The organism is Paraburkholderia sp. Ac-20342 (genome assembly GCF_017104985.1).
In the GTDB taxonomy this organism is placed as follows: Bacteria; Pseudomonadota; Gammaproteobacteria; order Burkholderiales; family Burkholderiaceae; genus Paraburkholderia.
In genome coordinates this window covers 56,143-79,607 of the sequence record NZ_JAAGPQ010000035.1, presented here as the reverse complement: position 1 = coordinate 79,607, position 23,465 = coordinate 56,143, and the positions used below count along the sequence as shown (strand labels likewise).

Annotated in this window: 17 protein-coding genes and 1 riboswitch; of the genes, 9 read left to right on the top strand and 8 right to left on the bottom strand. The window is 65.4% G+C overall.

Annotated features, from left to right (window positions below):
• A partial coding sequence (locus G3N58_RS16715) for an FAD-dependent oxidoreductase (protein WP_205999662.1) occupies positions 1–367 on the bottom strand: 367 nt, incomplete at its 3' end.
• 240 nt (positions 368–607) lie between these two features.
• A riboswitch (TPP riboswitch) is annotated at positions 608–731 on the bottom strand.
• A 433-nt stretch (positions 732–1,164) separates the two neighbouring features.
• On the opposite strand from G3N58_RS16715, the gene G3N58_RS16710 reads away from it, so the two are divergent.
• The 5 genes from G3N58_RS16710 (at position 1,165) to G3N58_RS16690 (ending at position 6,969) form a co-directional block, all read left to right on the top strand.
• Positions 1,165–2,916: an ABC transporter ATP-binding protein/permease gene (locus G3N58_RS16710; RefSeq protein ID WP_167045539.1), complete on the top strand. Its 1,752-nt coding sequence runs from the start codon at positions 1,165–1,167 to the stop codon at positions 2,914–2,916.
• A 49-nt stretch (positions 2,917–2,965) separates the two neighbouring features.
• Positions 2,966–3,778, top strand: coding sequence for an SDR family oxidoreductase (locus G3N58_RS16705; RefSeq protein WP_205999661.1), 813 nt, complete (start codon positions 2,966–2,968; stop codon positions 3,776–3,778).
• A gap of 185 nt (positions 3,779–3,963) precedes the next feature.
• On the top strand, positions 3,964–4,713 hold the full coding sequence (locus tag G3N58_RS16700; RefSeq protein WP_205999660.1) for a response regulator: 750 nt from the start codon (positions 3,964–3,966) through the stop codon (positions 4,711–4,713).
• A gap of 211 nt (positions 4,714–4,924) precedes the next feature.
• Positions 4,925–5,665 carry a response regulator gene (locus G3N58_RS16695; RefSeq protein WP_167045530.1) on the top strand — a complete coding sequence of 247 codons (741 nt, stop codon included), beginning with the start codon at positions 4,925–4,927 and terminating at the stop codon, positions 5,663–5,665.
• A complete protein-coding gene (locus G3N58_RS16690) occupies positions 5,662–6,969 on the top strand; it encodes an ATP-binding protein (protein WP_205999659.1) in 1,308 nt (435 codons plus the stop codon). Before G3N58_RS16695 ends, G3N58_RS16690 begins: the two co-directional genes overlap by 4 nt.
• Before the next feature lie 372 nt (positions 6,970–7,341).
• Here G3N58_RS16690 and G3N58_RS16685 read toward each other — a convergent pair whose 3' ends face one another.
• Complete coding sequence (locus G3N58_RS16685) at positions 7,342–8,289, bottom strand: tyrosine-protein phosphatase (protein ID WP_167284466.1); 948 nt, start codon at positions 8,287–8,289, stop codon at positions 7,342–7,344.
• Positions 8,290–8,634: 345 nt separating this feature from the next.
• On the opposite strand from G3N58_RS16685, the gene G3N58_RS16680 reads away from it, so the two are divergent.
• Positions 8,635–9,894: an MFS transporter gene (locus G3N58_RS16680; protein ID WP_205999658.1), complete on the top strand. Its 1,260-nt coding sequence runs from the start codon at positions 8,635–8,637 to the stop codon at positions 9,892–9,894.
• A 17-nt stretch (positions 9,895–9,911) separates the two neighbouring features.
• Positions 9,912–11,177 carry a D-amino acid dehydrogenase gene (locus tag G3N58_RS16675; RefSeq protein WP_205999657.1) on the top strand — a complete coding sequence of 422 codons (1,266 nt, stop codon included), beginning with the start codon at positions 9,912–9,914 and terminating at the stop codon, positions 11,175–11,177.
• Between the two features lie 223 nt (positions 11,178–11,400).
• On the opposite strand, the gene G3N58_RS16670 is transcribed toward G3N58_RS16675, so the two are convergent.
• The 3 genes from G3N58_RS16670 to G3N58_RS16660 form a co-directional block, all read right to left on the bottom strand.
• Positions 11,401–12,870: a glutamate synthase subunit beta gene (locus G3N58_RS16670; RefSeq protein WP_205999656.1), complete on the bottom strand. Its 1,470-nt coding sequence runs from the start codon at positions 12,868–12,870 to the stop codon at positions 11,401–11,403.
• A 112-nt stretch (positions 12,871–12,982) separates the two neighbouring features.
• Positions 12,983–17,680: a glutamate synthase-related protein gene (locus G3N58_RS16665; RefSeq protein ID WP_205999655.1), complete on the bottom strand. Its 4,698-nt coding sequence runs from the start codon at positions 17,678–17,680 to the stop codon at positions 12,983–12,985.
• Between the two features lie 350 nt (positions 17,681–18,030).
• Positions 18,031–18,738: a transposase gene (locus G3N58_RS16660; protein WP_167045507.1), complete on the bottom strand. Its 708-nt coding sequence runs from the start codon at positions 18,736–18,738 to the stop codon at positions 18,031–18,033.
• A gap of 187 nt (positions 18,739–18,925) precedes the next feature.
• Here G3N58_RS16660 and G3N58_RS16655 point away from each other — a divergent pair, with 187 nt between their 5' ends.
• Both G3N58_RS16655 and G3N58_RS16650 read left to right on the top strand, forming a co-directional pair.
• Positions 18,926–19,651 carry an OmpW family outer membrane protein gene (locus G3N58_RS16655; RefSeq protein WP_167045504.1) on the top strand — a complete coding sequence of 242 codons (726 nt, stop codon included), beginning with the start codon at positions 18,926–18,928 and terminating at the stop codon, positions 19,649–19,651.
• A 339-nt stretch (positions 19,652–19,990) separates the two neighbouring features.
• The gene (locus G3N58_RS16650) at positions 19,991–20,371 is read left to right on the top strand and encodes a DUF883 family protein (protein WP_167045501.1); all 381 of its coding nucleotides are present in this window, start codon (positions 19,991–19,993) and stop codon (positions 20,369–20,371) included.
• An 84-nt stretch (positions 20,372–20,455) separates the two neighbouring features.
• On the opposite strand, the gene G3N58_RS16645 is transcribed toward G3N58_RS16650, so the two are convergent.
• The 3 genes from G3N58_RS16645 to G3N58_RS16635 form a co-directional block, all read right to left on the bottom strand.
• Positions 20,456–21,712, bottom strand: coding sequence for a deoxyguanosinetriphosphate triphosphohydrolase (locus G3N58_RS16645; protein WP_167284470.1), 1,257 nt, complete (start codon positions 21,710–21,712; stop codon positions 20,456–20,458).
• A 72-nt stretch (positions 21,713–21,784) separates the two neighbouring features.
• A complete protein-coding gene (aroB, locus tag G3N58_RS16640; protein WP_205999654.1) occupies positions 21,785–22,870 on the bottom strand; it encodes a 3-dehydroquinate synthase in 1,086 nt (361 codons plus the stop codon).
• On the bottom strand, positions 22,870–23,421 hold the full coding sequence (locus G3N58_RS16635; protein WP_167045492.1) for a shikimate kinase: 552 nt from the start codon (positions 23,419–23,421) through the stop codon (positions 22,870–22,872). Before G3N58_RS16635 ends, aroB begins: the two co-directional genes overlap by 1 nt.
• Positions 23,422–23,465: the final 44 nt, after the last annotated feature.

Below are 23,465 nucleotides of genomic sequence, written 5' to 3'. Positions count from 1 at the left end.
GTTCGGCCGGCGCATTCGCGCGCACGCGGCGCTCGAACAGCGGCGCTTCGGTGCGATCGGCGTGATGCCAGACGACGAGCGTGCCGTTGCGCTGGAAAAACACCGGCTCCGGCAATTCGGCCAGCACGCGCGGCCAGCTTTCGAGCGAACTCGCGCCGAGCCGCGTAATCAGCAGTTCGGCGCTGGCGGCCTCGGCGAGCGGCGCCAGCATCGCGGCGGCGACCCACGCGGCCGCCTGCGTCCCGGCGGCATCGCCGCGCTCGTACAGCGCCACGCGATGCCCCTCGCCGGCAAGCCGCCACGCGACCAGCCGGCCGCACAGGCCGCCGCCGAGCACAGCGAAATCGGGTCGGGCGGGACGGTTCATCGCGCACGCTCCACGGCCACGCGGCGCAGTGCATCTCCTAGGCGGGCAATGCCAAGGCGGCACGGCGCGCCTGCGGCGGCGTGACGGGAAGCAACGTACATGTATGAAGAATAGGCGGTCATCAAGTCCTTTCCGTACGGCCCAAAAACGCACGTACCGAGGACGAAACCGGCGGGTGAAGCCGGCCGGGCAAGATGCGCGCGCGTCATGCGCCAGCGCCGCCCGGCGGGGAATGGAAGACGGTTGCTTCCGGAAACTTCCCGCGCCGGTATTACCCGGATCGGGTGCAAAGGGTCTCTCTCAGCCTCGCCGCCGCAGCATGGAAATCATGCCGCCCGTGGGCGAAGCACCCCTGTTTCGTCACGGGTCATTAGACCATAAAAGGCCGGACGCCCGCAAACCAGCGGGGCGCCGAGGCGGCCGCGATTTCGCTCCGGCACCCTCTATGGCGATGCCGATGCGCCGCGAGCCGACGCTCTGGCACAATGCCGTGATCGGTGCCGCGAACGCGGCGCGCGCGGCGCTTCAGGCCGTATGCGCGGCGCTTACACGGGGGCGCGCCGGCGGCGCAAATTAATGCCCGCTTAAGGGCGTCACGCCAGAATCGGGCGCCCGTCCGGCGGCGCGCGCCCCGAGCACGAAAGCACGACGCCCGGGCAGGCATCGCAGACCCGCCGCAGGGCAACCCAGCACACGGACCGGCTCGTCGCGGGATCGCCCGACATGGCGCAACCCGACCAGCCCGACACCGAGGATCGACCGGCTCGACCCATGGCCAGCACATCACCAGGACGCTCATGACATCCAATACTTCCGCCAGCCCCGCGCTGCCGCCCGACGAAAAAGTCTCCGCCTGGAGCCTGATCAAGCCTTACTGGGTTTCCGAGGAACGCTTCGTGGCGTGGGGGCTGCTCATCGCGATCGTCGTGATGAACCTGCTCGTCGTCTGGATCAACGTGCGCCTGAACCGCTGGAGCGCCGATTTCTACAACGCGCTGCAGCAGAAGAACGTCCACGACTTCCCGCACCTGCTGATGATCTTCAGCGGGCTCGCGTTCGGTTTCATCATCCTCGCCGTGTATGGCCGCTATCTGCGCCAGATGCTCGGCTTCCGCTGGCGCCAGTGGCTGACCACGCGCTACCTGAACGAGTGGCTCGACGACAGCGCGTTCTACCGCATCGAGCGCGACCGCCTCGCCGACAACCCCGACCAGCGGATCAGCGACGACCTGCAATCGTTCGCCACCACCACGCTTTCGCTCACGCTCGATCTGCTCTCCACGGTCGTCACGCTCGTGTCGTTCATCACGATCCTGTGGTCGCTCGCGGGCGCGCTGACCCTTTCGCTCGGCGGCATGCCGCTGCATATCCCCGGTTATATGGTGTGGGCTGCTGCGCTGTATGCGGTGGTCGGCTCGCTCGTCACGCAGAAGGTCGGTCATCCGCTCGTGTCGATCAACTATCAGGCACAGAAAGTCGAGGCGGATTTCCGTTTCGGCCTGATCCGTCTGCGCGAGAACGCCGAGCAGATCGCGTTCTACAACGGCATGGAAACCGAGAAGCACAACGCACGCACGCTGTTCGGCCGCATCCGCGACAACTGGTGGCAGGTGATGAAGTACACCAAGCGCCTGACCTTCGTGCTGAGCTTCTACGGCCAGATCGCGATCATCTTCCCGATCGTGGTCGCCGCGCCGCGCTACTTCGCGGGCGCCTTCACGTTCGGCGTGCTGATGCAGATTTCGAGCGCGTTCGGCACCGTCAGCGATTCGTTCTCGTGGTTCATCAACAGTTATACGAGCCTCGTCGAATGGCGCGCCACCGTGAACCGGTTGCGCGAATTCAAGCGCATCATGCATGCGCCGCGCCTGAAGGAATCGGTCTCGCCGGCCACCGAACACGGCGGCATCAACCTGCATTTCGTCGACGCCAACCAGCTCTCCACCGCCAGCCTCGAACTCGCGCTGCCGAACGGCAACCCGCTCTCGCGCATCCGCGATGTCGCGATCCGGCCGGGCTCGCGCTGGCTCGTGCGCGGTCCGTCGGGCGCCGGCAAAAGCACGCTGATGCGCGCGCTCGCGGGCCTCTGGCCGTTCGGCGACGGCTCGATCGACGCGCCCGTCAACGCGCGCATGATGTTCATCCCGCAGGTCAGCTACATGCCGATCGGTACGCTGAAGGCGGCGCTCGCGTATCCGTCGGCGGCCGACACCTATAGCGACGACGAATGCCGCGAAGCGCTCGTCACCTGCCATCTGTCCGAATACGCGGACCGTCTGCAGGAATCGGCGCACTGGACCCGCGTGCTGTCGCCGGGCGAGCAGCAGCGCTTCGCCGCCGCGCGCGTGCTGCTGCACAAGCCCGACTACCTGTTCCTCGACGAAGCGACCAGCGCGCTCGACGCGGAAAACGAGGCGCGCCTGTACCGCCTGTTCACGGAGCGGCTGCCAAAGGCGGCGATCGTCAGCGTCGCGCATCGCGAGTCGCTCTCGGCGTTCCACGACGAAACGCTCGACGTCGAACGCAGCCGCGAAGCAGTAGCGGCCTGATCCGCCCGGCGAGCAATCCAACGAGCAACCCGGCGAACCGAACGACGCGATGAGCGAGCAGGCAAGCAACGCCAACGCTGGCATCGACAACGACACCAACGGCAGCGCGCGCGTCGTGCTGATTACCGGTGCCGGCTCCGGCATCGGCGCGGCGCTCGCGCAACGTCTCGCCGCGCCAGACACCGCGCTGATGCTGCACGCGCGCGGCGCCGACGACGCTTCCCGCCAACGCCTCGCGCAAGTCGCCGATCGATGCGCCGCGAGCGGCGCGCGCTGCGCGACCGTGTTCGGCGATCTCGCCGAGCGCGGCGCGGCGGAGCACGTAGTCCATCGAACGCTCGCGAACTTCGGCGCGCTCGATCAACTGGTCGCCAACGCCGGACACGCGCAACGCCAGACTCTTTCCGCACTCGACCCCGACACGTTCGGCGCGGCGTTTGCCGCGATGCCGGCCGCGTTCGCCGCGCTCCTCAAACGCGCGCTGCCCGCGCTCGAAACGTCGCGGCGCGGCCGCGTGGTCGCGGTGAGCTCGTTCGTCGCGCATCGCTATCGCGCGGACGCGCCGTTTGCCGCGACGGCCGCGGCGAAGGCGGCCCTCGAATCACTCGCGAAAACCGCGGCCGCCGAGCTTGCGCCGCGCGGCGTGACCGTCAATTGCGTAGCGCCCGGCTATACGCGCAAGGACCGCGGCCCGAGCGCCGACAACGTGGCGGCATGGGCGCGCGCCGCCGAGGCGACACCGCTCGGCCACGTCGCCGAACCGACCGACATCGCCGCGCTGATCGCCTTCCTGCTTTCCGGCGAAGCGCGTCACATCACCGGTCAGGTGATCCATATCGATGGCGGGCTCACGCTCGGCTGAGCCGCGTCCCTCGCCACGCAGCGCGCAACAACGTGCGCGCAAAATCGTGCGTACGACAGCCGGCACGGCACCGGCCACCCGCGCCGCCCCATCGAGCACCGGCGGCTTGCCGCGTCTTACATCGGAAAGGATTCGAAAGCCGGACACGCTTTGCCCGGCCCGCGCGGGTCACTAAGATGCCCTGAATGAACCAGACCATCCTGATCGTCGACGACGATCCCGTCGTGCGCGAACTCGTCAGCGAATATCTGCAAGGGCGCGGCTTCAAGGTCGTCGCGCTCGAACACGGCATGGCGCTGCAGCGCAGCCTGCTCGAGGAACGCCCCGCGCTCGTCGTGCTCGACATCATGATGCCGGAGCTCGATGGCATCAGCGCGCTGCGGGCGTTGCGCGTCGCCGGCGACGACCTTCCCGTGATCCTGCTGACCGCCCGCGCCGAGCCGATCGACCGCGTGATCGGCCTCGAACTCGGCGCGGACGACTATCTCGGCAAGCCGTTCGAACCGAGCGAACTGGTCGCGCGAATTCGCACCGTGCTGCGGCGTCGCGGCACGGTTGCGCCGGGCGCGCCCGAGCAGCGCGCGCCCTATCGCTTCGGCCACTTCGAAGTGAATTTCCCCGAGCGCGAGCTGCGCCGCGACGGCGAACGCATCATGCTGCGTTCGAGCGAATTCGCAATGCTGAAGGTGTTCGTCACGCATGCGATGACCGTGCTCACGCGCGCGCAATTGCTCGAAAAACTGCGCGGCAACGACGAGACGCATCGGAATCGCAGCCTCGACGTGTCGATCTGGCGTTTGCGCCGGCTCATCGAGACAGACCCGTCGGCGCCGCGCTATGTGCAAACGGTGTGGGGGCGCGGTTACGTGTTCGTGCCCGACGGCGAGATCGGCGCGACCGGGCGCGGGCTCGCGCCACCACTCCGGGAGCACTGAAACCGGGGCTCGAAACGCCGCGCTTCCGTGCGCCGGCGCAGTGCGCCGCATCGGCCGGCCACAACCCCGGCAGCCCGTCGAAGCAGTGCTAAAGTAAGCGCTGGTAAGCGTTGCACCTTGCGTCGCGCGCCGGCAAGCCCCGCGTCACACCGTAAGCATTGGTAAGGAAACGCCCGGCCGCCTGCCGCACGCGCCCATCTAGAATTTCGCCATGAATCCACAGGTCCTCATCGTCGACGACGATCCGGTCGTACGCGATCTGCTTTGCAAGTTTCTGCAGTCGAACGGCTTCGATGCGTCCGTGCTGCACGACGGCACGCATCTGCAGCGCCGTCTCGAACGCGAGCGGCCGTCGGTCGTCGTGCTCGACATCATGATGCCGAACACCGACGGCCTGCGCGCGCTCACCGCGCTGCGCGCCGCCGGCGACGACATTCCGGTGATCTTCGTGACCGCGCGCGGCACGGTGGCCGACCGCATCGTCGGCCTCTCGCTCGGCGCGGACGACTACCTGACCAAGCCGTTCGATCCGCGCGAACTGCTCGTGCGCATCCAGACCGTGCTGCGCCGGCGCGGGCCGTCTACCACGAGCGCGCCCGAAGCGCGCAAGCGCTATCGCTTCGGGCCGTTCGAACTCGACTTCACCACGCGCTCGCTGACCCGCGACGACGCGAAACTGCCGTTGCGCGACAGTGAATTCGCGCTCCTGAAGATTTTCGTCAACAACCCGTACAAGGTGCTGTCGCGCGTGCTGATTCACGACCTCGTGCATCGCGACAACCTGGCCTTCCGCGACCGCAGCCTCGACGTGCCGATCTGGCGTCTGCGCCGCGTGATCGAGGACGACCCGTCCAATCCGTGCTACGTGCAAACGGTACGCGGCAAGGGCTATGTGTTCGTGCCCGACGCCAGCAGCGCGCCCTTCGAGGACGAGGCCGCCCCGAGCGCATGAAAAATCCGCTGAACACGCTGTTCGGCAGAATGGCGTTGCTGTCTGCCGCGGTGTTGTTCGCGATTCAGGCAAGCTGGTTCGTGCTCGTGACGATGCAGCCGCCGCGCCATGAAATCGACGGCTTCGCGCGCGGCATTCTGCTCGTGCTGCAGGCGATCAACGGCGAGCCGATCAAGGGCGCCGCGCTCGCGCCCGCAATGCGCGTGCATCTCGTGCCCACCTGGAACATGCCGACGAGCGTGCATCTGCATGAGCCGAAGGAACGTCTGCTGATCGAACTGGGCCAGCAGTTGCGCGAGAACCTGCCGGGCGGCACGCAGATCGCCGTCGACGATCTGCGTCCACCGCAACTCTGGGTGCTGTTTCCGGGCAAATCGAACTGGGTCGTCGTGCCGGTCGACGTGCCGCCGCCGCCGCGCTTTCTGGTCGAGGCGGTCTCGATGCTGCTTGCCGCGCTGATCCTCTCGCTATTCGCGGTCTGGCAGATGCAACGGCCGCTCTCGCGCGTCGCCGACGCGGCCCGCGAGTTCGGCTCGGGCGTGCGGCCCGAGCCCGTGCCCGTGCAGGGCCCTCGCGAGCTGCGCGATCTGATCGGCTCGTTCAACGACATGATGCGGCGCCTGAACGAAGCCGGCGACGACCAGGCCGTCATGCTGGCCGGCGTCGCGCACGATCTGAAGGCGCCGCTCACGCGCCTGAAGCTGCGCGCGAGCGTGCTGGTCGAGGAAAGCGAGCGCGCCGGCCTGATTCGCGACGTCGATTCGCTGACCAACATCGTCCAGCAGTTCCTCGAATTCGCGGGCCAGTCGGCCGACGCCGGGCCGCCTGTCGAAGTGGACGAGTTCCTGCGCGAGCAGTTTTCCGCCGGTGAAAACGCCGGCGGCGCGGAAATGGCCGAAGCCGCCGACACCGCCGAAGCGCCGCTCTTCGCGCTCGATCTGCGCGCCGGAGCATCGTTCACGCTACCGCGCACGCTGCTCGACCGGCTCGTCACGAATCTCGTCGACAATGCGCTCGAACACGGCATGCCGCCGGTCGAGATCGCGACCGCGCGCAACGACGGGCGCTGGACGATCCGCGTGCGCGATCATGGCCCCGGCATTCCCGACGACCGCATCGCCGCCGCGATGAAACCGTTCGTGCGGCTCGACGCCGCGCGCGGCGGCGAAGGTCATTGCGGCCTCGGCCTCGCGATCGTCGCGCGGCTCGCGCACGATCGCGGCGGACGCTGCCAGGTGCGCAATCATGCGCAGGGTGGACTCGAAGTGCAGATCGAATTGCCGGTGAATGCGACAGTAACGTAAGGATGACGCGGCAAGCGGCGGCGCAGCCAACCCGAGCGGCGCGGCGCCGGCACATGGGCGAGGCGCGCTCGAACGGACGCCGCCCGCTCATGCACATGCTCACGCACACGGCGCCATGCGCTTACACGCCCTTACCGGATCGCCTTCGGCACTGGCTACGGCTTTATAGTCGGCCTTGGCAACCTCAATGCCGCCCTTCTCCATCCGCCCATGCCCTTGGGGCGGATTTTTTTTGCCCGGCCTTTTTGTCCGGTTCTTTTTGGTGCCGCCCTTGCCCGCGCTGCTCCTGCCGCGCGGCTTCACGGCCGATCGCCGTGCGGCTCAGTCCACGAGCCGCTTAGTGCACACGTCGCTCAGTGCGAGCCGGTTACCTCAATGCACAAGCCGATTACGCAACGCGTCGATCGTCGCCGCGGAAAGACCGAGCCCTTGCGTCAGATAGCCGGTCATCGTGCCGTAGCTCGCCTGCACCTGCTCGAAACCCGCTTGCAGATAGCCTTCCTCGACGTCGAGCAACGGCGCTTCGACCGTGGCGACGGCGGCGCCGTCCTGCACGCGCAGCGTGGCCGTTTGCGCGGCGATCGATTGCGCGAGATAGGTGTTGCTGAGCAGATAGTCCTGCATGATGACGTCGAGCGGCACGTTGGCGATGCTGAGCAGCAGCGCCGCGACCCAGCCCGCGCGATCCTTCCCCGCATTCGAATGAAACAGCTGCGCGCCCGCGCCGTCGGCGAGCGCGGCGAGCAACGTGCCGTACGCGGCCCGCTGCGCGTCGCCCGTCACGTAGGCACGCGCCTGCGCCTCCATGAACGCGACGGCGTCCGCGGACGTATCGAAGGTGGGCGCAATGAAGTCGTTCGTGCCGAGCACATTGAGCCGGCGCGCGAACGCGCCGGCCGGCAGGCTGTCGGGATTGCGCGCGATTTCGGCGGGCGTACGCAGGTCGTAGATCGCTGCGATGCCGACCTTGTCGATCGTCGCTTCGTCGGCGCTGCTCAAGGTCAACGCATTCGAGCGATAGAACGCGCCGCGGCGCATCTGCTTGCCGTCGACGGTCGGATAGCCGCTGCCCACGCCCGCGAGATCGCGGAAATTGGTGACCGATGCGAGGCGCGGCGTCTCCACCTGATTGGGGTCGAGGCTGCCGCCGCACGCCGACAGCAGCGTGCTGCCGAACCCGGCGGCCAGCAGCGCGCCGGCCGAACCCCTGAGGAAACGCCGCCGCGCTACCGACGTTTCGCCCGACGCGTCATGGCCTGCCTGCACGGTCGTGCTGGCAACAAGGCGGAACGGCGAACGGTTTTTCGCGAAAACGGGCATCAGGGGTGACGGTAAGGAAGGGGGCGTGCAGCCGGGCTGCAGACGCAGTTTAACGTTCGTCAATAACTTTTGCGTTACACCGTAGTAGGCGGTAAGGAAAAGGGCGAGATCAACACAGCCTTTCGCGAAGCGCGTACGGCAGCGTGTGCGGGACCGGGCAGAGGCGACGCGCCGTTCTGAAACCGATTTCCGCCAGCTTGCGTGTCTTATCGGTGATTACGCGATCGTTACCGCTCGATGCCATTTTTGCCACATCCGACCGCACGACGCCGCATCCCCGTAAAATACAGAAAACCTATCGTTCAGCCCCCGCAGGCAAAAGAAACCTGGAGACCACAACAAAACATGGCTTCTCTCCAATGGTTCACCGAGTTGTCTCCGCGCGAGCGCCGCACGCTTTATGCCGGCTTCGGCGGTTACGCGATCGACGCGTTCGACTTCATGATCTACTCGTTTCTGATCCCGACGCTGATCGCAACATGGGGTCTGAGCAAAAGCGAAGCGGGGATGATCGCCACCAGTTCGCTGATCTCGTCGGCGCTCGGCGGCTGGCTCGCCGGCATTCTAGCCGATCGCCACGGCCGCATCCGCGTGCTGCAATGGACGATCGCCACCTTCGCGATCTTCACCTTCCTGTCGGGCTTCACGCAGTCGTTCTGGCAGCTGCTCGCCACGCGCACGCTGCAAGGCATCGGCTTCGGCGGCGAGTGGTCGGTCGTGACGATCATGATGGCCGAGACGATCCGTTCTCCGCAGCATCGCGCGAAGGCGGTCGGCACCGTGCAGAGCAGCTGGTCGTTCGGCTGGGCAGCCGCGGCGATCGTCTACTGGGCCGCGTTCGCGCTGCTGCCTGAAGAGTACGCGTGGCGCGCCTGCTTCTGGATCGGCCTGCTGCCCGCCACGTGGATCATCTACATCCGCCGCAACGTGAGCGACCCGGACATCTTTCTGGAGACGCGCCGCGCGCGCGAAAGCGGCTTCAACACCTCGCACTTCATGCAGATCTTCTCGGCCGCGCATCTGAAGACGACGCTGCTCGGCAGCGCACTGTGCACCGGCATGCTCGGCGGCTACTACGCGATCACGACGTGGCTGCCCACGTACCTGAAGACCGTGCGCCATCTGTCGGTGTTCAACACGAGCGGCTATCTGATCGTGCTGATCGTCGGCTCGTTCGCCGGCTATATCGTCGGCGCGATTCTGTGCGACCGGATCGGCCGGCGCGCGTCGTTCGTGCTGTTCGCGATCGGCTCGTTCGTGCTCGGCATGGTCTACACGATGCTGCCGGTCACCGACACGATGATGCTCGCGCTCGGCTTCCCGCTCGGCATCGTCGTGCAGGGCATTTTCGCGGGTGTGGGCGCGTATCTGTCCGAGCTGTATCCGAACGAGATACGCGGCTCGGGACAAGGCTTCTGCTACAACCTCGGGCGCGGCGTCGGCTCGTTCTTTCCGATCCTCGTCGGCACGCTCGCGCAGGGCATGACGCTCGTGAAGGCGATGGGCATCGTCGCGGGCTCCGGCTATCTGCTCGTGATCGTCGCCGCGCTGTGCCTGCCGGAAACGAAAGGCAAGGTGCTCGGCGCGAGCCGCTCCGCCGCCTGAATTCGCCGCACATACTCATGAAAACGATTGTTCTCGGCGGCGGCGTGATCGGTGTCGCCACGGCTTTTTACCTGTGCCAGCAAGGCTGCGAAGTCACGGTGATCGAGCGCGAACCCGACGTCGCGCTCTCCACGAGCTTCGGCAACGCCGGCGTGATCGCACCGGGCTACGTGACGCCGTGGGCCGCGCCCGGCATGCCGGCGAAGATTCTCAAATATCTGTTCAAGCCCGCTTCGCCCCTGATCTTCCGGCCGACGTTCGATCCGGCCCAATGGCGCTGGATCGCGCGCTGGCTGCGCGAATGCGACCTCGAACGCTTTCGCGTGAACAAGCAGCGCATGCAGCGCATCGCGTATTACAGCCGCACGTGTCTGCACGAATTCCGCGGCCGTCATCCGTTCGACTACGGCCGCAGCCAGGGCTATCTGCAACTGTTTCGCAGCGACTTCGACGTCGAGCTGGCCCAGCCGGCGCTCGCGGTGCTGCGCGACGCGGGCATCGCGCATCGGGAAGTCAGCGCGGCGCAGTGCGTCGAGATCGAGCCCGGCTTGCGCTGGGCGCAGCAGGCGCCGCACGCGGGCCTTTATCTGCCCGACGACGAGGCCGGCGATTGCGCGCGCTTCACCCGCGAACTGCGCGCGATCTGCGAGCGCAACGGCGTGCGCTTCCGCTTCGATACGCGCGTGGACTCGCTCGACGTGCAAGGCCGTGCGGTACGCGGCGTGCAAATTCAGAGCGAGCGCGGCATCGAGACGCTGCGGGCCGACCACGTGGTCGTCGCGCTCGGCGTCGATAGCCCGGCGCTGCTGGCGCCGCTCGGCGTGAAGGTGCCGCTTTATCCGGTGAAGGGGTATTCGGCGACGTTGCCCGTCATCGACGAAGAAAAGGCGCCGCACGCGGCGCTCATGGACGAATCGCTGAAAACGGCGATCACGCGCTTCGGCAACAACCTGCGCGTGGCGGGCACGGCGGAACTCGGCAATCATCAGACGACACTGCGCGAACAGGCTTTGCAGACGCTGCTCAAGGTGCTGCGCGACTGGTTTCCGCATGCGGCCAAGCCGACCTCGGCGCATTTCTGGGTAGGCCGCCGGCCGATGACACCCGACGGCGCGCCGCTGCTCGGTCCGTGCCGCGTGGAGAATCTGTGGCTGAACCTCGGGCACGGCTCGACGGGCTGGGCGATGTCGATGGGCTCGGGGCGCGTGGTCGCGGACCTGATCACGCAGCGCAAGCCGGAAATCGATCTCGATGGGCTGACCTTGGCGCGCTATCGCAAGTAGCGGCGCGAGAAGCCGGGCCAGCAAACGCAGCGCGCCATAAAAAAACCGGACTCGCCCTTTCAGGCGAGCCCGGTTTTCTTTTATTCACTGCTTCGCTTTACCGCTACCTGTGCCTGTGAACCGGCACATTGTCGTCTCCACGTCTTCCTGCAAATCGTGGCCGGCTCGCGCGCATCGGACATCGAGCGCGCAAGCCGTGCCGGAGACACTGACCAGAGACGCCTTAGCGCGGCAGTTCCGAATGCCCCATCAGGAACGCATCGACCGAACGTGCGCACTGACGGCCTTCGCGGATCGCCCACACCACGAGCGACTGGCCGCGGCGCATGTCGCCCGCGGTGAACACCTTGTCCACCGACGTGTAGTACGCCTTGTCGCCTTCGGTCGAGGCACGCACGTTGCCGCGCGCATCCTTGTCGACACCGAATGCTTCGAGCACCGGCGAAACCGGCTGCGTGAAGCCCATCGCGAGCAGCACGAGGTCGGCCTTCATTTCGAATTCGGAGTTCGGCACTTCGACCATCTTGCCGTCCTTCCATTCGACGCGCGCGGCGATCAGCTTCTCGATCTTGCCGTTCTTGCCTTCGAGGCGCTTGGTCGCGACCGACCAGTCGCGCTCGCAGCCCTCGTCGTGCGACGACGACGTGCGCAGCTTGATCGGCCAGTACGGCCACACGAGCGGCTTGTTCTCTTCTTCGGGCGGCTGCGGCAGCAGTTCGAACTGCGTGACGCTCTTCGCGCCATGACGGTTCGACGTGCCGACACAGTCCGAACCCGTATCGCCACCGCCGATCACGACGACGTGCTTGCCCTTCGCGAGCAGCTGGTTCGGCACCTTGTCGCCGGCATTGACCTTGTTCTGCTGCGGCAGGAATTCCATCGCATAGTGGATGCCTTCGAGCTCGCGGCCCGGCACCGGCAGATCGCGCGGCGTTTCCGAACCGCCGGCGATCACCACCGCGTCGAACTGCTCGTTCAGCTCGGCCGGCGTGATGGTTTCCTTCGCGGTGTTGCCGATGTAAGCCGGCAGCGAATCGGCGCGGCCGATGAGCACGTTGGTGCGGAACGTCACGCCTTCGGCTTCCATCTGGCGCATGCGGCGGTCGATCTGCCACTTCTCGAGCTTGAAGTCGGGGATGCCGTAACGCAGCAGGCCACCGATGCGGTCGTTCTTCTCGAACACGGTCACGTCATGACCGGCGCGCGCGAGTTGCTGCGCGGCCGCGAGACCCGCGGGGCCCGAACCGACCACGGCGACCTTCTTGCCGGTCTTGTGCTTCGGCAGTTGCGGCGCGACCCAGCCTTCGGCCCAGGCCTTGTCGATGATCGCGTGCTCGATCGACTTGATGCCGACCGGGTCGTTGTTGATGCCGAGCGTGCACGCCGCTTCGCACGGCGCCGGGCAGATGCGGCCCGTGAACTCGGGGAAGTTGTTGGTCGAATGCAGCACTTCGATCGCGTTCTTCCAGTCCTGGTGGAACACGAGGTCGTTGAAGTCCGGAATGATGTTGTTGACCGGGCAGCCGTTGTTGCAGAACGGAATGCCGCAGTCCATGCAACGTGCGCCTTGAATCTTCGCTTCGTCGTCGCTCAGTGCCGCGACGAATTCCTTGTAGTGCTTCACACGCGTGAGCGGAGCCTCGTACGTCTCGTGGCGACGTTCGAACTCGAGAAAACCGGTTGCCTTGCCCATGTGGTTCTCTTCTCTAATCTGTATGTAGGGTGATCTGGACCCGCCGCGCGTCGAACCTTCGAGACGCGGCGGGTACGGCTAAATGATTTTTTGCGGAGCTTTGTGCGGAGATTTAGGCGGCGAGCACTTCCTTGTTCGCCTTCTTCGCGGCGAGTTCGCCGAGCGCGCGCTTGTATTCGGTCGGGAACACCTTCACGAACTGACGGCGCGAAGCGTCCCAGTTTTCGAGCAGCGCCTTCGCACGCGGCGAGCCCGTGAACTGGAAGTGACGCTCGATGAGACCGCGCAGCAGTGCTTCGTCGGTCGTGCCGCGATGCCACACGCCCTGGTCGACCGTGCGCTCCTGTTCGGCCTGTTGCAGCACCGGGTCGAGCGCGACCATCGACTTGTTGCACTTGCCCGCGAACGCGCCGTCCGGATCGAACACGTAGGCGATGCCGCCCGACATGCCGGCCGCGAAGTTGCGGCCCGTCTCGCCGAGCACGACCACCGTGCCGCCCGTCATGTATTCGCAACCGTGGTCGCCCGTGCCTTCGACAACCGCCGTCGCGCCCGAGTTACGCACGCAGAAACGCTCGCCCGCGACGCCGCGGAAGAACGCTTCGCCGTCGATCGCGCCGTACATCACCGTATTGCCGCAGATGATGTTCTCTTCCGACTTGCCGCGGAAATCGTTGGTCGGACGGATGATGATGCGGCCGCCCGACAGGCCCTTGCCCACGTAGTCGTTGCCGTCGCCGACGAGGTCGAGCGTGACGCCCTTCGCGAGGAACGCGCCGAAGCTCTGGCCCGCCGTGCCCTTCAACTGGATGTGGATCGAGTCGTCGGGCAGGCCTTCGTGGCCGTACTTCTTCGCGATCGTGCCGGACAGCATCGCGCCGACCGTGCGGTTCACGTTGCGCACCGGCTGGATGAACGAGACGTGCTCGCCCTTCTCGATCGCCGCCTTCGCCTTCTCGATCAGCGTATGGTCGAGCGCACGGTCGAGGCCGTGGTCCTGCACGTCGACGTGCTTGCGCGCGACTTCCGCCGGCACTTGCGGCTGATAGAACACGCGCGAGAAGTCGAGACCCTTCGCCTTCCAGTGCTCGATGCCCTTCTTCATGTCGAGCAGTTCCGCGTGGCCGATCAGGTCGTCGAACTTGCGGATGCCGAGTTGCGCCATGATTTCGCGCGCTTCCTCGGCGACGAAGAAGAAGAAGTTCACGACGTGCTCGGGCTGGCCCTGGAACTTCGCACGCAGCACCGGATCTTGCGTCGCGACGCCGACCGGGCAGGTATTCAGGTGGCACTTGCGCATCATGATGCAGCCTTCGACGACGAGCGGCGCCGTCGCGAAGCCGAATTCGTCCGCGCCGAGCAGCGCGCCGATCACGATGTCGCGGCCCGTCTTCATCTGACCGTCGGCCTGCACGCGAATACGGCCGCGCAGCTGGTTCAGCACCAACGTTTGCTGCGTTTCGGCGAGACCCAGTTCCCACGGCGTGCCGGCATGCTTGACCGACGACAGCGGCGACGCACCCGTGCCGCCGTCATGACCGGCGATCACGACGTGATCGGCCTTCGCCTTCGCGACACCCGCGGCAACCGTACCGACGCCCGACTCCGACACCAGCTTCACCGAGATGCTCGACGACGCGTTGACGTTCTTCAGATCGTGGATCAGCTGCGCCAGGTCTTCGATCGAGTAGATGTCGTGGTGCGGCGGCGGCGAAATCAGGCCGACGCCCGGCACCGAACAGCGCAGCTTGCCGATGTACTCGGACACCTTGTGGCCCGGCAGCTGACCGCCTTCGCCCGGCTTCGCGCCCTGCGCCATCTTGATCTGGATCTGGTCGGCCGACGCGAGGTATTCCGCCGTCACGCCGAAGCGGCCCGACGCGACCTGCTTGATGCGCGAGCGCAGCGAATCACCTTCCTTGAGCGGAATGTCGGTGACCACTTCATCGCCGATGATCGACTTCATCGTGTCGCCATTCTTGATCGGAATGCCGCGCAGTTCGTTGCGATAACGGTTCGCATCCTCGCCGCCTTCGCCGGTGTTCGACTTGCCGCCGATGCGGTTCATCGCGACGGCGAGCGTGGCGTGCGCTTCGGTGCTGATCGAGCCCATCGACATCGCGCCGGTCGCGAAACGCTTGACGATTTCCTTCGCCGGTTCGACTTCGTCGAGCGGAATCGCCCTGGTCGGATCGAACTTGAACTCGAACAGGCCGCGGAAGGTCATGTGGCGCTTGGTCTGATCGTTGATCAGATGCGCGTATTCCTTGTACGTCTGGTACGAGTTGCTGCGTGCCGAGTGCTGCAGCTTGGCGATCGCATCGGGCGTCCACATGTGTTCTTCGCCGCGCACGCGGTAGGCGTACTCGCCGCCCGCGTCGAGCATGTTCGCGAGGACCGGGTTGTCGCCGAACGCGTCGCGGTGCAGACGGATCGCTTCTTCGGCGACGTCGAACAGACCAATGCCGCCTACCTTCGACGACGTGCCGTAGAAGTACTTCGACACGAGGTCTTCGGCGAGGCCGACCGCTTCGAAAATCTGCGCGCCGGTGTACGACATGTAGGTCGAAATGCCCATCTTCGACATGACCTTCTGCAGGCCCTTGCCGACCGCCTTCGTGAAGTTGTAGACCGCCTTCTCCGCCGACAGGTCGCCCTTCAGGCCGGCCGCGAGCTGGCCGAGCGTTTCCATCGCGAGGTACGGGTGCACGGCTTCCGCGCCATAGCCCGCGAGCAGCGCGAAGTGGTGCGTTTCACGCGCCGAACCGGTTTCGACGACGAGGCCCGTGCTCGTGCGCAGACCCTGCTGCACGAGGTGCGTGTGGATCGCGGCGGTCGCGAGCAGCGCCGGAATCGCGACGTTGTCGCGGTCGGTCTTGCGGTCCGAGACGATCAGCATGTTGTAGCCGGACTTGACCGCATCGACGGCTTCCGCGCACAGCGACGCGAGGCGCGCCTCGATGCCTTCCTTGCCCCAGGCGACCGGATAGCAGATGTTCAGTTCGTACGAGCTGAACTTGCCGCCGGTGTACTGATCGATCGCGCGGATCTTCGCGATGTCCTTGAAGTCGAGCACCGGCTGCGACACTTCGAGGCGCATCGGCGGGTTGATGTTGTTCGTGTCGAGCAGGTTCGGCTTCGGGCCGATGAACGACACGAGCGACATCACCATGTTTTCGCGGATCGGGTCGATAGGCGGATTCGTGACCTGCGCGAACAGCTGCTTGAAGTAGTGGTAGAGCGTCTTGTTCTTGTTGGACATGACCGCGAGCGGCGAGTCGTTGCCCATCGAGCCGACCGCTTCCTCGCCCGCTTGCGCCATCGGCGCCATCAGGAACTTGAGGTCTTCCTGGGTGTAGCCGAACGCCTGCTGGCGATCGAGCAGCGCGGCGGCTTCGCGGCGTTCCGTCACGACGTCCTCGGCCTTCGGCTCGATCTCGTCGAGCTTGATGCGCACGGCGTCGATCCAGCTCTTGTACGGCTTGGCGTTCGCGAGGTTGTCCTTCAGTTCCTTGTCGTCGATGATGCGGCCGTGCTCCATGTCGATCAGGAACATCTTGCCCGGCTGCAGGCGCCACTTCTTGACGATCTTCGATTCGGGAATCGGCAGCGTGCCGGCTTCCGACGCCATGATGACGAGGTCGTCGTCGGTGACGATGTAGCGCGCCGGACGCAGACCGTTACGGTCGAGCGTCGCGCCGATCTGGCGGCCGTCGGTGAACGCGATCGCGGCGGGGCCGTCCCACGGCTCCATCATGGCGGCGTGGTACTCGTAGAACGCCTTGCGGTTCTCGTCCATCAGCGTGTGCTGTTCCCAGGCTTCCGGGATCATCATCATCATGGCGTGGACGAGCGGGTAGCCGGCCATCACAAGCAGTTCGAGGCAGTTGTCGAACGATGCCGTATCCGATTGGCCCGGATAGATGAGCGGCCACAGCTTCGGCAGATCGTCGCCGAGCACGTGCGAGGCGATCGCGCCGGTACGCGCGTTCAGCCAGTTGACGTTGCCCTTCACCGTGTTGATTTCGCCGTTGTGGGCGATCATGCGGTACGGGTGAGCCAGTTCCCATGCCGGGAACGTGTTGGTCGAGAAGCGCTGGTGCACGAGCGCGAGCGCCGAGACGGTGCGCTCGTCCTGCAGATCGCGGTAGTACACGCCGACCTGGCCCGCCAGCAGCAGCCCCTTGTAGACGACCGTGCGCGCCGAGCACGACGGCACGAAGTATTCCTTGCCGTGCTTGAGCTTGAGCGCCTGGATGCGGTGGCTCGCGGTCTTGCGGATGATGTACAGCTTCCGCTCGAGCGCGTCGGTCACCATGATGTCCTTGCCGCGGCCGATGAAGATCTGGCGGATCAGCGGTTCGCTCGCCTTGACGGTCGGAGAGATCGGCATGGTGTGGTCGACCGGCACGTCGCGCCAGCCGAGCACGACCTGGCCTTCGGCCTTCACCGTGCGCTCCAGTTCCTGTTCGCAGGCGATGCGCGAGGCGTGTTCCTTCGGCAGGAAGATCATGCCGACGCCGTATTCGCCGGCCGGCGGCAGCGTCACGCCCTGTTTGGCCATCTCTTCGCGATAGAAGCCGTCCGGAATCTGGATCAGGATGCCCGCGCCGTCGCCCATCAGCGGATCGGCGCCGACGGCGCCCCGGTGGTCGAGGTTTTCGAGAATCTTCAGACCCTGCTCGATGATCTCGTGGCTCTTCTGGCCCTTGATGTGGGCGACGAAGCCGACGCCGCAGGCGTCATGCTCGTTCTGCGGGTCGTACAGACCTTGGGCGGCGGGAACCGGGTGTTGCTGGTGGTCGTTCATGGGGACACCGTCTGTGAGGGGCCGGACAGGCCGTTAAACCGTTTTTCTTTTGCCGCAGTGCGGATCGCAGCCACGACGACGCTCTTCCCGCGGACGGACCATGCGTATCAAAAAGCGTCGGAATTCGGAATATACGCGACGAATCAATGGAATAGCAAATAAAACGTGATGATTGATCCCCAATTATCGAATTGGTGCATCGCAGATATTTTTTATTGGTTCCATATCAAAACAGGGCAAAAGAAAACGGCATGCGCAATGCCGTTTTCATGCAGCCCTTTGATGCAAAACGCTTTCTTTCGATTCAGGGCGGCGCTATGAGGAGCGCCCTACGCTGCACCAGCGTCGCCTCACTGCGTATGCGGCGTCTCGCGCACCTTGCGCGGCCGCCCGCGCGGCAGCGGCGAAACGCGCCGGTTCGCGGCGCGCGCCGCCCACTCGCGGTACGTGTCGCTGCCGAGCACCCAGCCTTTCAGCGTGGCCTGCTGGAGCTGGCTGGCTTCGCGCTCGTCGAGCGGCTGCTCGCACAGTTCGCGGTACGCGCGCTGCCGCTCGAACGGCGTATTGCCGAGCGACCAGTAGAGCGGATGATCGGTGATGAGGCTGTCGAGGGTCAGCCCGATGTGATGCCGGTAGCTCGACCAGCGATAATCCTCAGGCGCCGTGGCCAGTTGCGCGCGTACCGGACACATCTCGACGACGCGGCTCGCGAGCAGGAAATAACGCTCGCCTTCGATTACCGTGGCCCGGTAACGGCCTTCCCACAAGGTACCGCGGCGCGCATAACGGCGGTTGAAATGCGCGACGTAGCGCCGGCCGACGGCCTGCATCGCCTTGGGCAGGCTCGACTCCTCGGTCGGCGTGACGAGCAGTTGCACGGCGCCCGGCATCAATGCGTATGCGTGAATCGAGAGGTGATGGTCCCGCGAAGCCGCCTTCAGGCAGTCGATGAAAAGCTCGTAGTCCTGGTCGTCGACGAAAGCGGGCTGCTGGTCGAGCCCGCGAAGGATGACGTGTTGCGGCTGGTCGGGGACATAAAGACGTGCAAGCCGTGCCATGCTGGAGTATCCAATAGTCGCGTTGGTATATACCCGAAGGTCCGAAGAGCCACATGCGCGCGAGGTTCGGCGCCACGCGGCCAAGCCAGAAACCACGCGGCGCTTAGGGAGAAAGCTCTAACCGCCGCGTATGGTTTGTTTCAAACGTTCTCGTCATAATGAGCAGGCCTTTTATGGAGGAGCACATATGAAATTAAAACAGGCCGTAACGGGGATGGCAGTGCTAGCCTGCATGAGCACGGCAGCGCACGCGCAATCGGCCGGAAGCATTTACGTCACGACAGGCTGGTTCCACCTTGCGCCTCAGTCGAGCAGCGACCCGCTCACAGTGACCAGCATCGGCGGCAGCCCAACCAACATCACCCAGCCGAACACCGGCGCCTCGCTCAGTTCGGCCGACACCATCGGTTTCACCGCCGGCTACTTCATTACCGATCACATCGCCACCGAATTCGTTCTGGGTGTTCCGCCTACTTTCGACCTGTACGGCACGGGCAGCCTCGAACCGTTCGGCAAGATCGGGCAGGCGAAACAGTGGAGCCCGACGCTGCTGTTCAAGTACTACTTCAATGCGCCGACAACTTCGTTCCGGCCGTATCTCGGTGTCGGCGTAAGCCGTATCTGGTTCACGGGCGAGCAGATCACCAACAGCGCATTCGAAGCGAACGTTCTGCATGGTCCGACCAGCGTCTCCACGGATAGTTCGTGGGAACCTGTGTTTAATGCGGGCTTCACGTACGCGTTCAATCAGCACTGGTTCGCCGGCATGTCGATCTCGTACCTGCCGCTCAGCACGACCGCCAAGCTGAGCTCGGCAGCGGCTACGCCGGTCGGCACGCTGACCGTGCAATCGCAAACCAAGATCAAACTGAACCCGATCGTCACTTACGTCAACATCGGTTACCGTTTCTAACGCTTCGGAATATTAGGGGTCGTTCAGTTAGGGTAGTCGAATTTTCGGGGCATGGGTAACGCCGTCATCGATCCGATGGCGGCGCTTTCATGCGGCGAGCGCCGCGCGCTGCGGTGCGCCTCGCGCATTTGTAAATTTGACGTGGGTGCGCGCGAGCGCGTGCAATATCTGCTGACGATAAGCCCGCCTTCGCCGCGATCCGGGCTCCCGACCGCCATGCACCGAAGGTGCTCCGCGGTTTGGCACTGAAGTTGCGTTCCGGTGGCGTTTCCCGCATGGCAACAGTCATGCTGTGCGCGACTGCGCGCGGGACACTTTCAACTCATCGACGGAGCGACCATGACAGCACTTCCGAATACCAGAGACGCCCTCGGCGAATCATGGACCAGCGCGAGCCGCCGCGCGCGGCGCATCGCCCGCCATAGCCGGCATGCGGCCGAAGACATCGCGGACGAATTGCGCACGCTGCTGTCGGAACTCGAATCGACGCTCGCGGACGGCACGCATGCCGATGCCGTGGCCTTGCGCGGCAAGCTCAACAAACGGCTCGACGAGGCGCGCACGCGCCTGAACGACACGCGCGACTCGATGCGCCAACGCGCCGGAGTCGCCATGGCGGATGCCGACACCTACGTGCGTGAAAACCCGTGGCAGACGATTGCGATCGTCGGCGGACTCGCGCTGCTTGCCGGCGCCTTGTTCGCGTCGCGCCTGCGTTGAGGGGACGCGCGCGCGCAATGCAGTGAGGCAGGCGCTCCCGGAGCCGTGCGGGGGATGAACCAATGACAAGCCGGGCGAGCCTGCCTAGTAGCTATCGTCGATCACGAACAGCCGCTGATACTCCTTCACCGCGTAGCGATCCGTCATGCCCGCGATGTAATGCGAGATCAGACGCGGTTGCAGCGCCGCATCGGCCGACTGGTAAGCCGGTGGCAAAAGCCGCGGATCGTCGGTGAATGCGTCGAACAGGCCGACGACGACGCGACGCGCCTTGTTGGCCATGCGCATCACGCGGTAGTGACGGTACAAGTTTCTGAACAGAAAACGCTTCAGCACAGCGGCTTGCGCGGCGACCGCCTCGCTGTGCGCGACGAGTGGCGGCGAGCCGCGCACGTCGTCTAGCGACGCCGGCGCGTAACGCGCGAGATTCGAGCGGGTCGTCTCGATCAGATCGACGATCAGCGTATTGATGATGCGCCGCACCGTCTCGTGAATCAGCCGGCGCCCCTCGATGTGCGGAAAATCGCCGCGCGCCGCCGCGTAGTGCGTCTGCCATAGCTCCACTTCGGCAAGCTGCTCGATCGTGAGCAGGCCCGAGCGCAAGCCGTCGTCGACGTCGTGGTTGTTGTACGCGATTTCGTCGGCGACGTTGGCGATCTGCGCTTCGAGCGACGGCTGCCGTCCTTCGAGAAAGCGCTCGCCGAGCGCCCCCAGACGCCGCGCATTTTCACGCGAGCAATGCTTGAGAATGCCCTCGCGCGTCTCGAAGCAGAGGTTCAGGCCATTGAACGCGCCGTAGTGCTCTTCCAGTTCGTCGACGACCGCGAGGCTCTGCAGGTTGTGCTCGAAGCCGCCGTGCTCGCGCATGCATTCGTTCAGCGCATCCTGGCCCGCATGGCCGAACGGCGTATGGCCGAGATCGTGCGCCAGCGAAATCGCTTCGACGAGGTCTTCGTTGACACGCAGATTACGCGCAACCGAACGCGCGATCTGCGCGACTTCGAGGCTATGCGTGAGGCGCGTGCGAAACAGGTCGCCCTCGTGATTGACGAACACCTGGGTCTTGTATTCGAGCCGGCGGAATGCGGTCGAGTGAACGATGCGATCGCGGTCGCGCTGAAACTCGGTGCGCGCGCTCGGCGCGGCCTCAGGATAGCGGCGCCCGCGCGACTCGGCCGAGTGCGCCGCATACGGCGCGAGATGCGCTTCGAGTGCCTGCTGGGTCGGTGCGGTGACAGCGGTCGCATGCGCGCCGATGGTTGCGGTACTCGCTGTGTTCGCAGCGGCAGCGGCACGCGCCGCCGGTTCATGCTTGAGGTCGTCGCTGCGCCTGTCGGTCACCGGATTCTCCGAAACATGGGCGGCCTCTCCTGACTCCGATGCGCGACGCGTGGCAGCCATGCCGCGGCGTGTTTAGACGGCGGCGGCCAGCGTCGCCTGCACCTCGGCGTCGGGCGCCCGGGTGATCAGCGTCTCACCGAAACGCTTCAGCAAAATGAATTTGATCGCGCCGCCCTCCGCTTTCTTGTCGACCTGCATCAGTTCGACATAGCGGTTGGCGCCGAGCGAGGGCGCGCGAGTGGGCAAATGCGCGCCGACGATTACGTCGACGAGACGCTTGCGCGACGCTTCGTCGAGATGGCCGAGACGCACCGCCAGATCGGCCGCCATCACCATCCCGCAGCCAACCGCCTCGCCGTGCAGCCACTCGCCGTAGCCGAGCCCGGCTTCGATCGCATGGCCGAACGTATGGCCGAAGTTGAGGATCGCGCGCAATCCGCCTTCGCGCTCGTCCTGCGCAACCACCGACGCCTTGATCTCGCACGAGCGCTTGACCGCCTCGGCCAGCGCCTCGGGTTCGCAGCGGTTCAACGCTTCGATATTGGCTTCGATCCAGCCGAAGAAACCGGCGTCGGCAATCGCACCGGTCTTGATGACCTCGGCGATGCCCGCCGCCAGTTCGCGCGCGGGCAGGGTTCGCAATGCGCCGATGTCGGCGATCACGGCCTGCGGCTGGTAGAACGCGCCGATCATGTTCTTGCCGAGCGGATGGTTGATGCCGGTCTTGCCGCCTACCGACGAATCCACCTGCGACAGCAACGTGGTCGGCACCTGGATGAACGGCACGCCGCGCATGTAGCAGGCCGCGGCAAACCCGGTCATGTCGCCGATCACGCCGCCACCGAGGGCGATCAGCGTGGTCTTGCGGTCGGCGCGCGAGCCGAGCAGCGCGTCGAAGATCAGGTTCAGCGTTTCGAGATTCTTGTACGCTTCGCCGTCCGGCAAAACGACCGTGGACACCTGCTTGCCGAGCGGCGCGAGCGCCGCGCGCAGCTTGTCGCCATAGAGCGGATCGACGGTGGTATTGGTGACGATCGTGACCGAACTGCCGGCGATGTGCGGCGCGAACAGCGCGGTCTGTCCGATCAGGTCGGCACCGATATGGATGGGGTAGGCACGCTCGCCCAGTTCGACGTTGACGGTAATCATACGGTCCATTATGACGCAGGATGTTTGGCGACACCGGCCATCTCGAGCTGCATCAGAACCATGTTGACGAGTCCGTTGACCGAGGGCCGGCCGGTTTCAATCACGAAATGCGCGCACTCGCGGTAGAGCGGATCGCGCACTTCATAGAGCGCTTCGAGGCGCGCCTTGGGGTCTTCCGTTTGCAGCAGCGGACGATTCTTGTCGCGCCGCGTGCGCAGCCACAGGTCGTGCGGATTGGCGCGCAGGTAGATCACGAGGCCGCGGCTTTTCAGCGCTTCGCGGTTTTCCGGCCGCAGCACCGCGCCGCCGCCGGTCGCGAGCACGATATTGTCGCGTCCGGTGAGATCGGAGATCACGCCCGCTTCGCGGTCGCGAAAGCCCGCCTCGCCTTCCAGCTCGAAGATCGTCGGAATGCGCGCGCCCGTGCGAGCCTCGATTTCATGGTCGGAATCGAAGAACGGGCGCTCGAGACGGCGCGCAACCGCCCGACCCACGGTGGTTTTCCCTGCCCCCATGAGCCCTACGAAAAAAACATTGGCGTGTGCGTCCCGCGCTTGCAACGGTGTCCTCTGGCTAATCCGGTGTAGTTCGTGCCGCAGCTTAC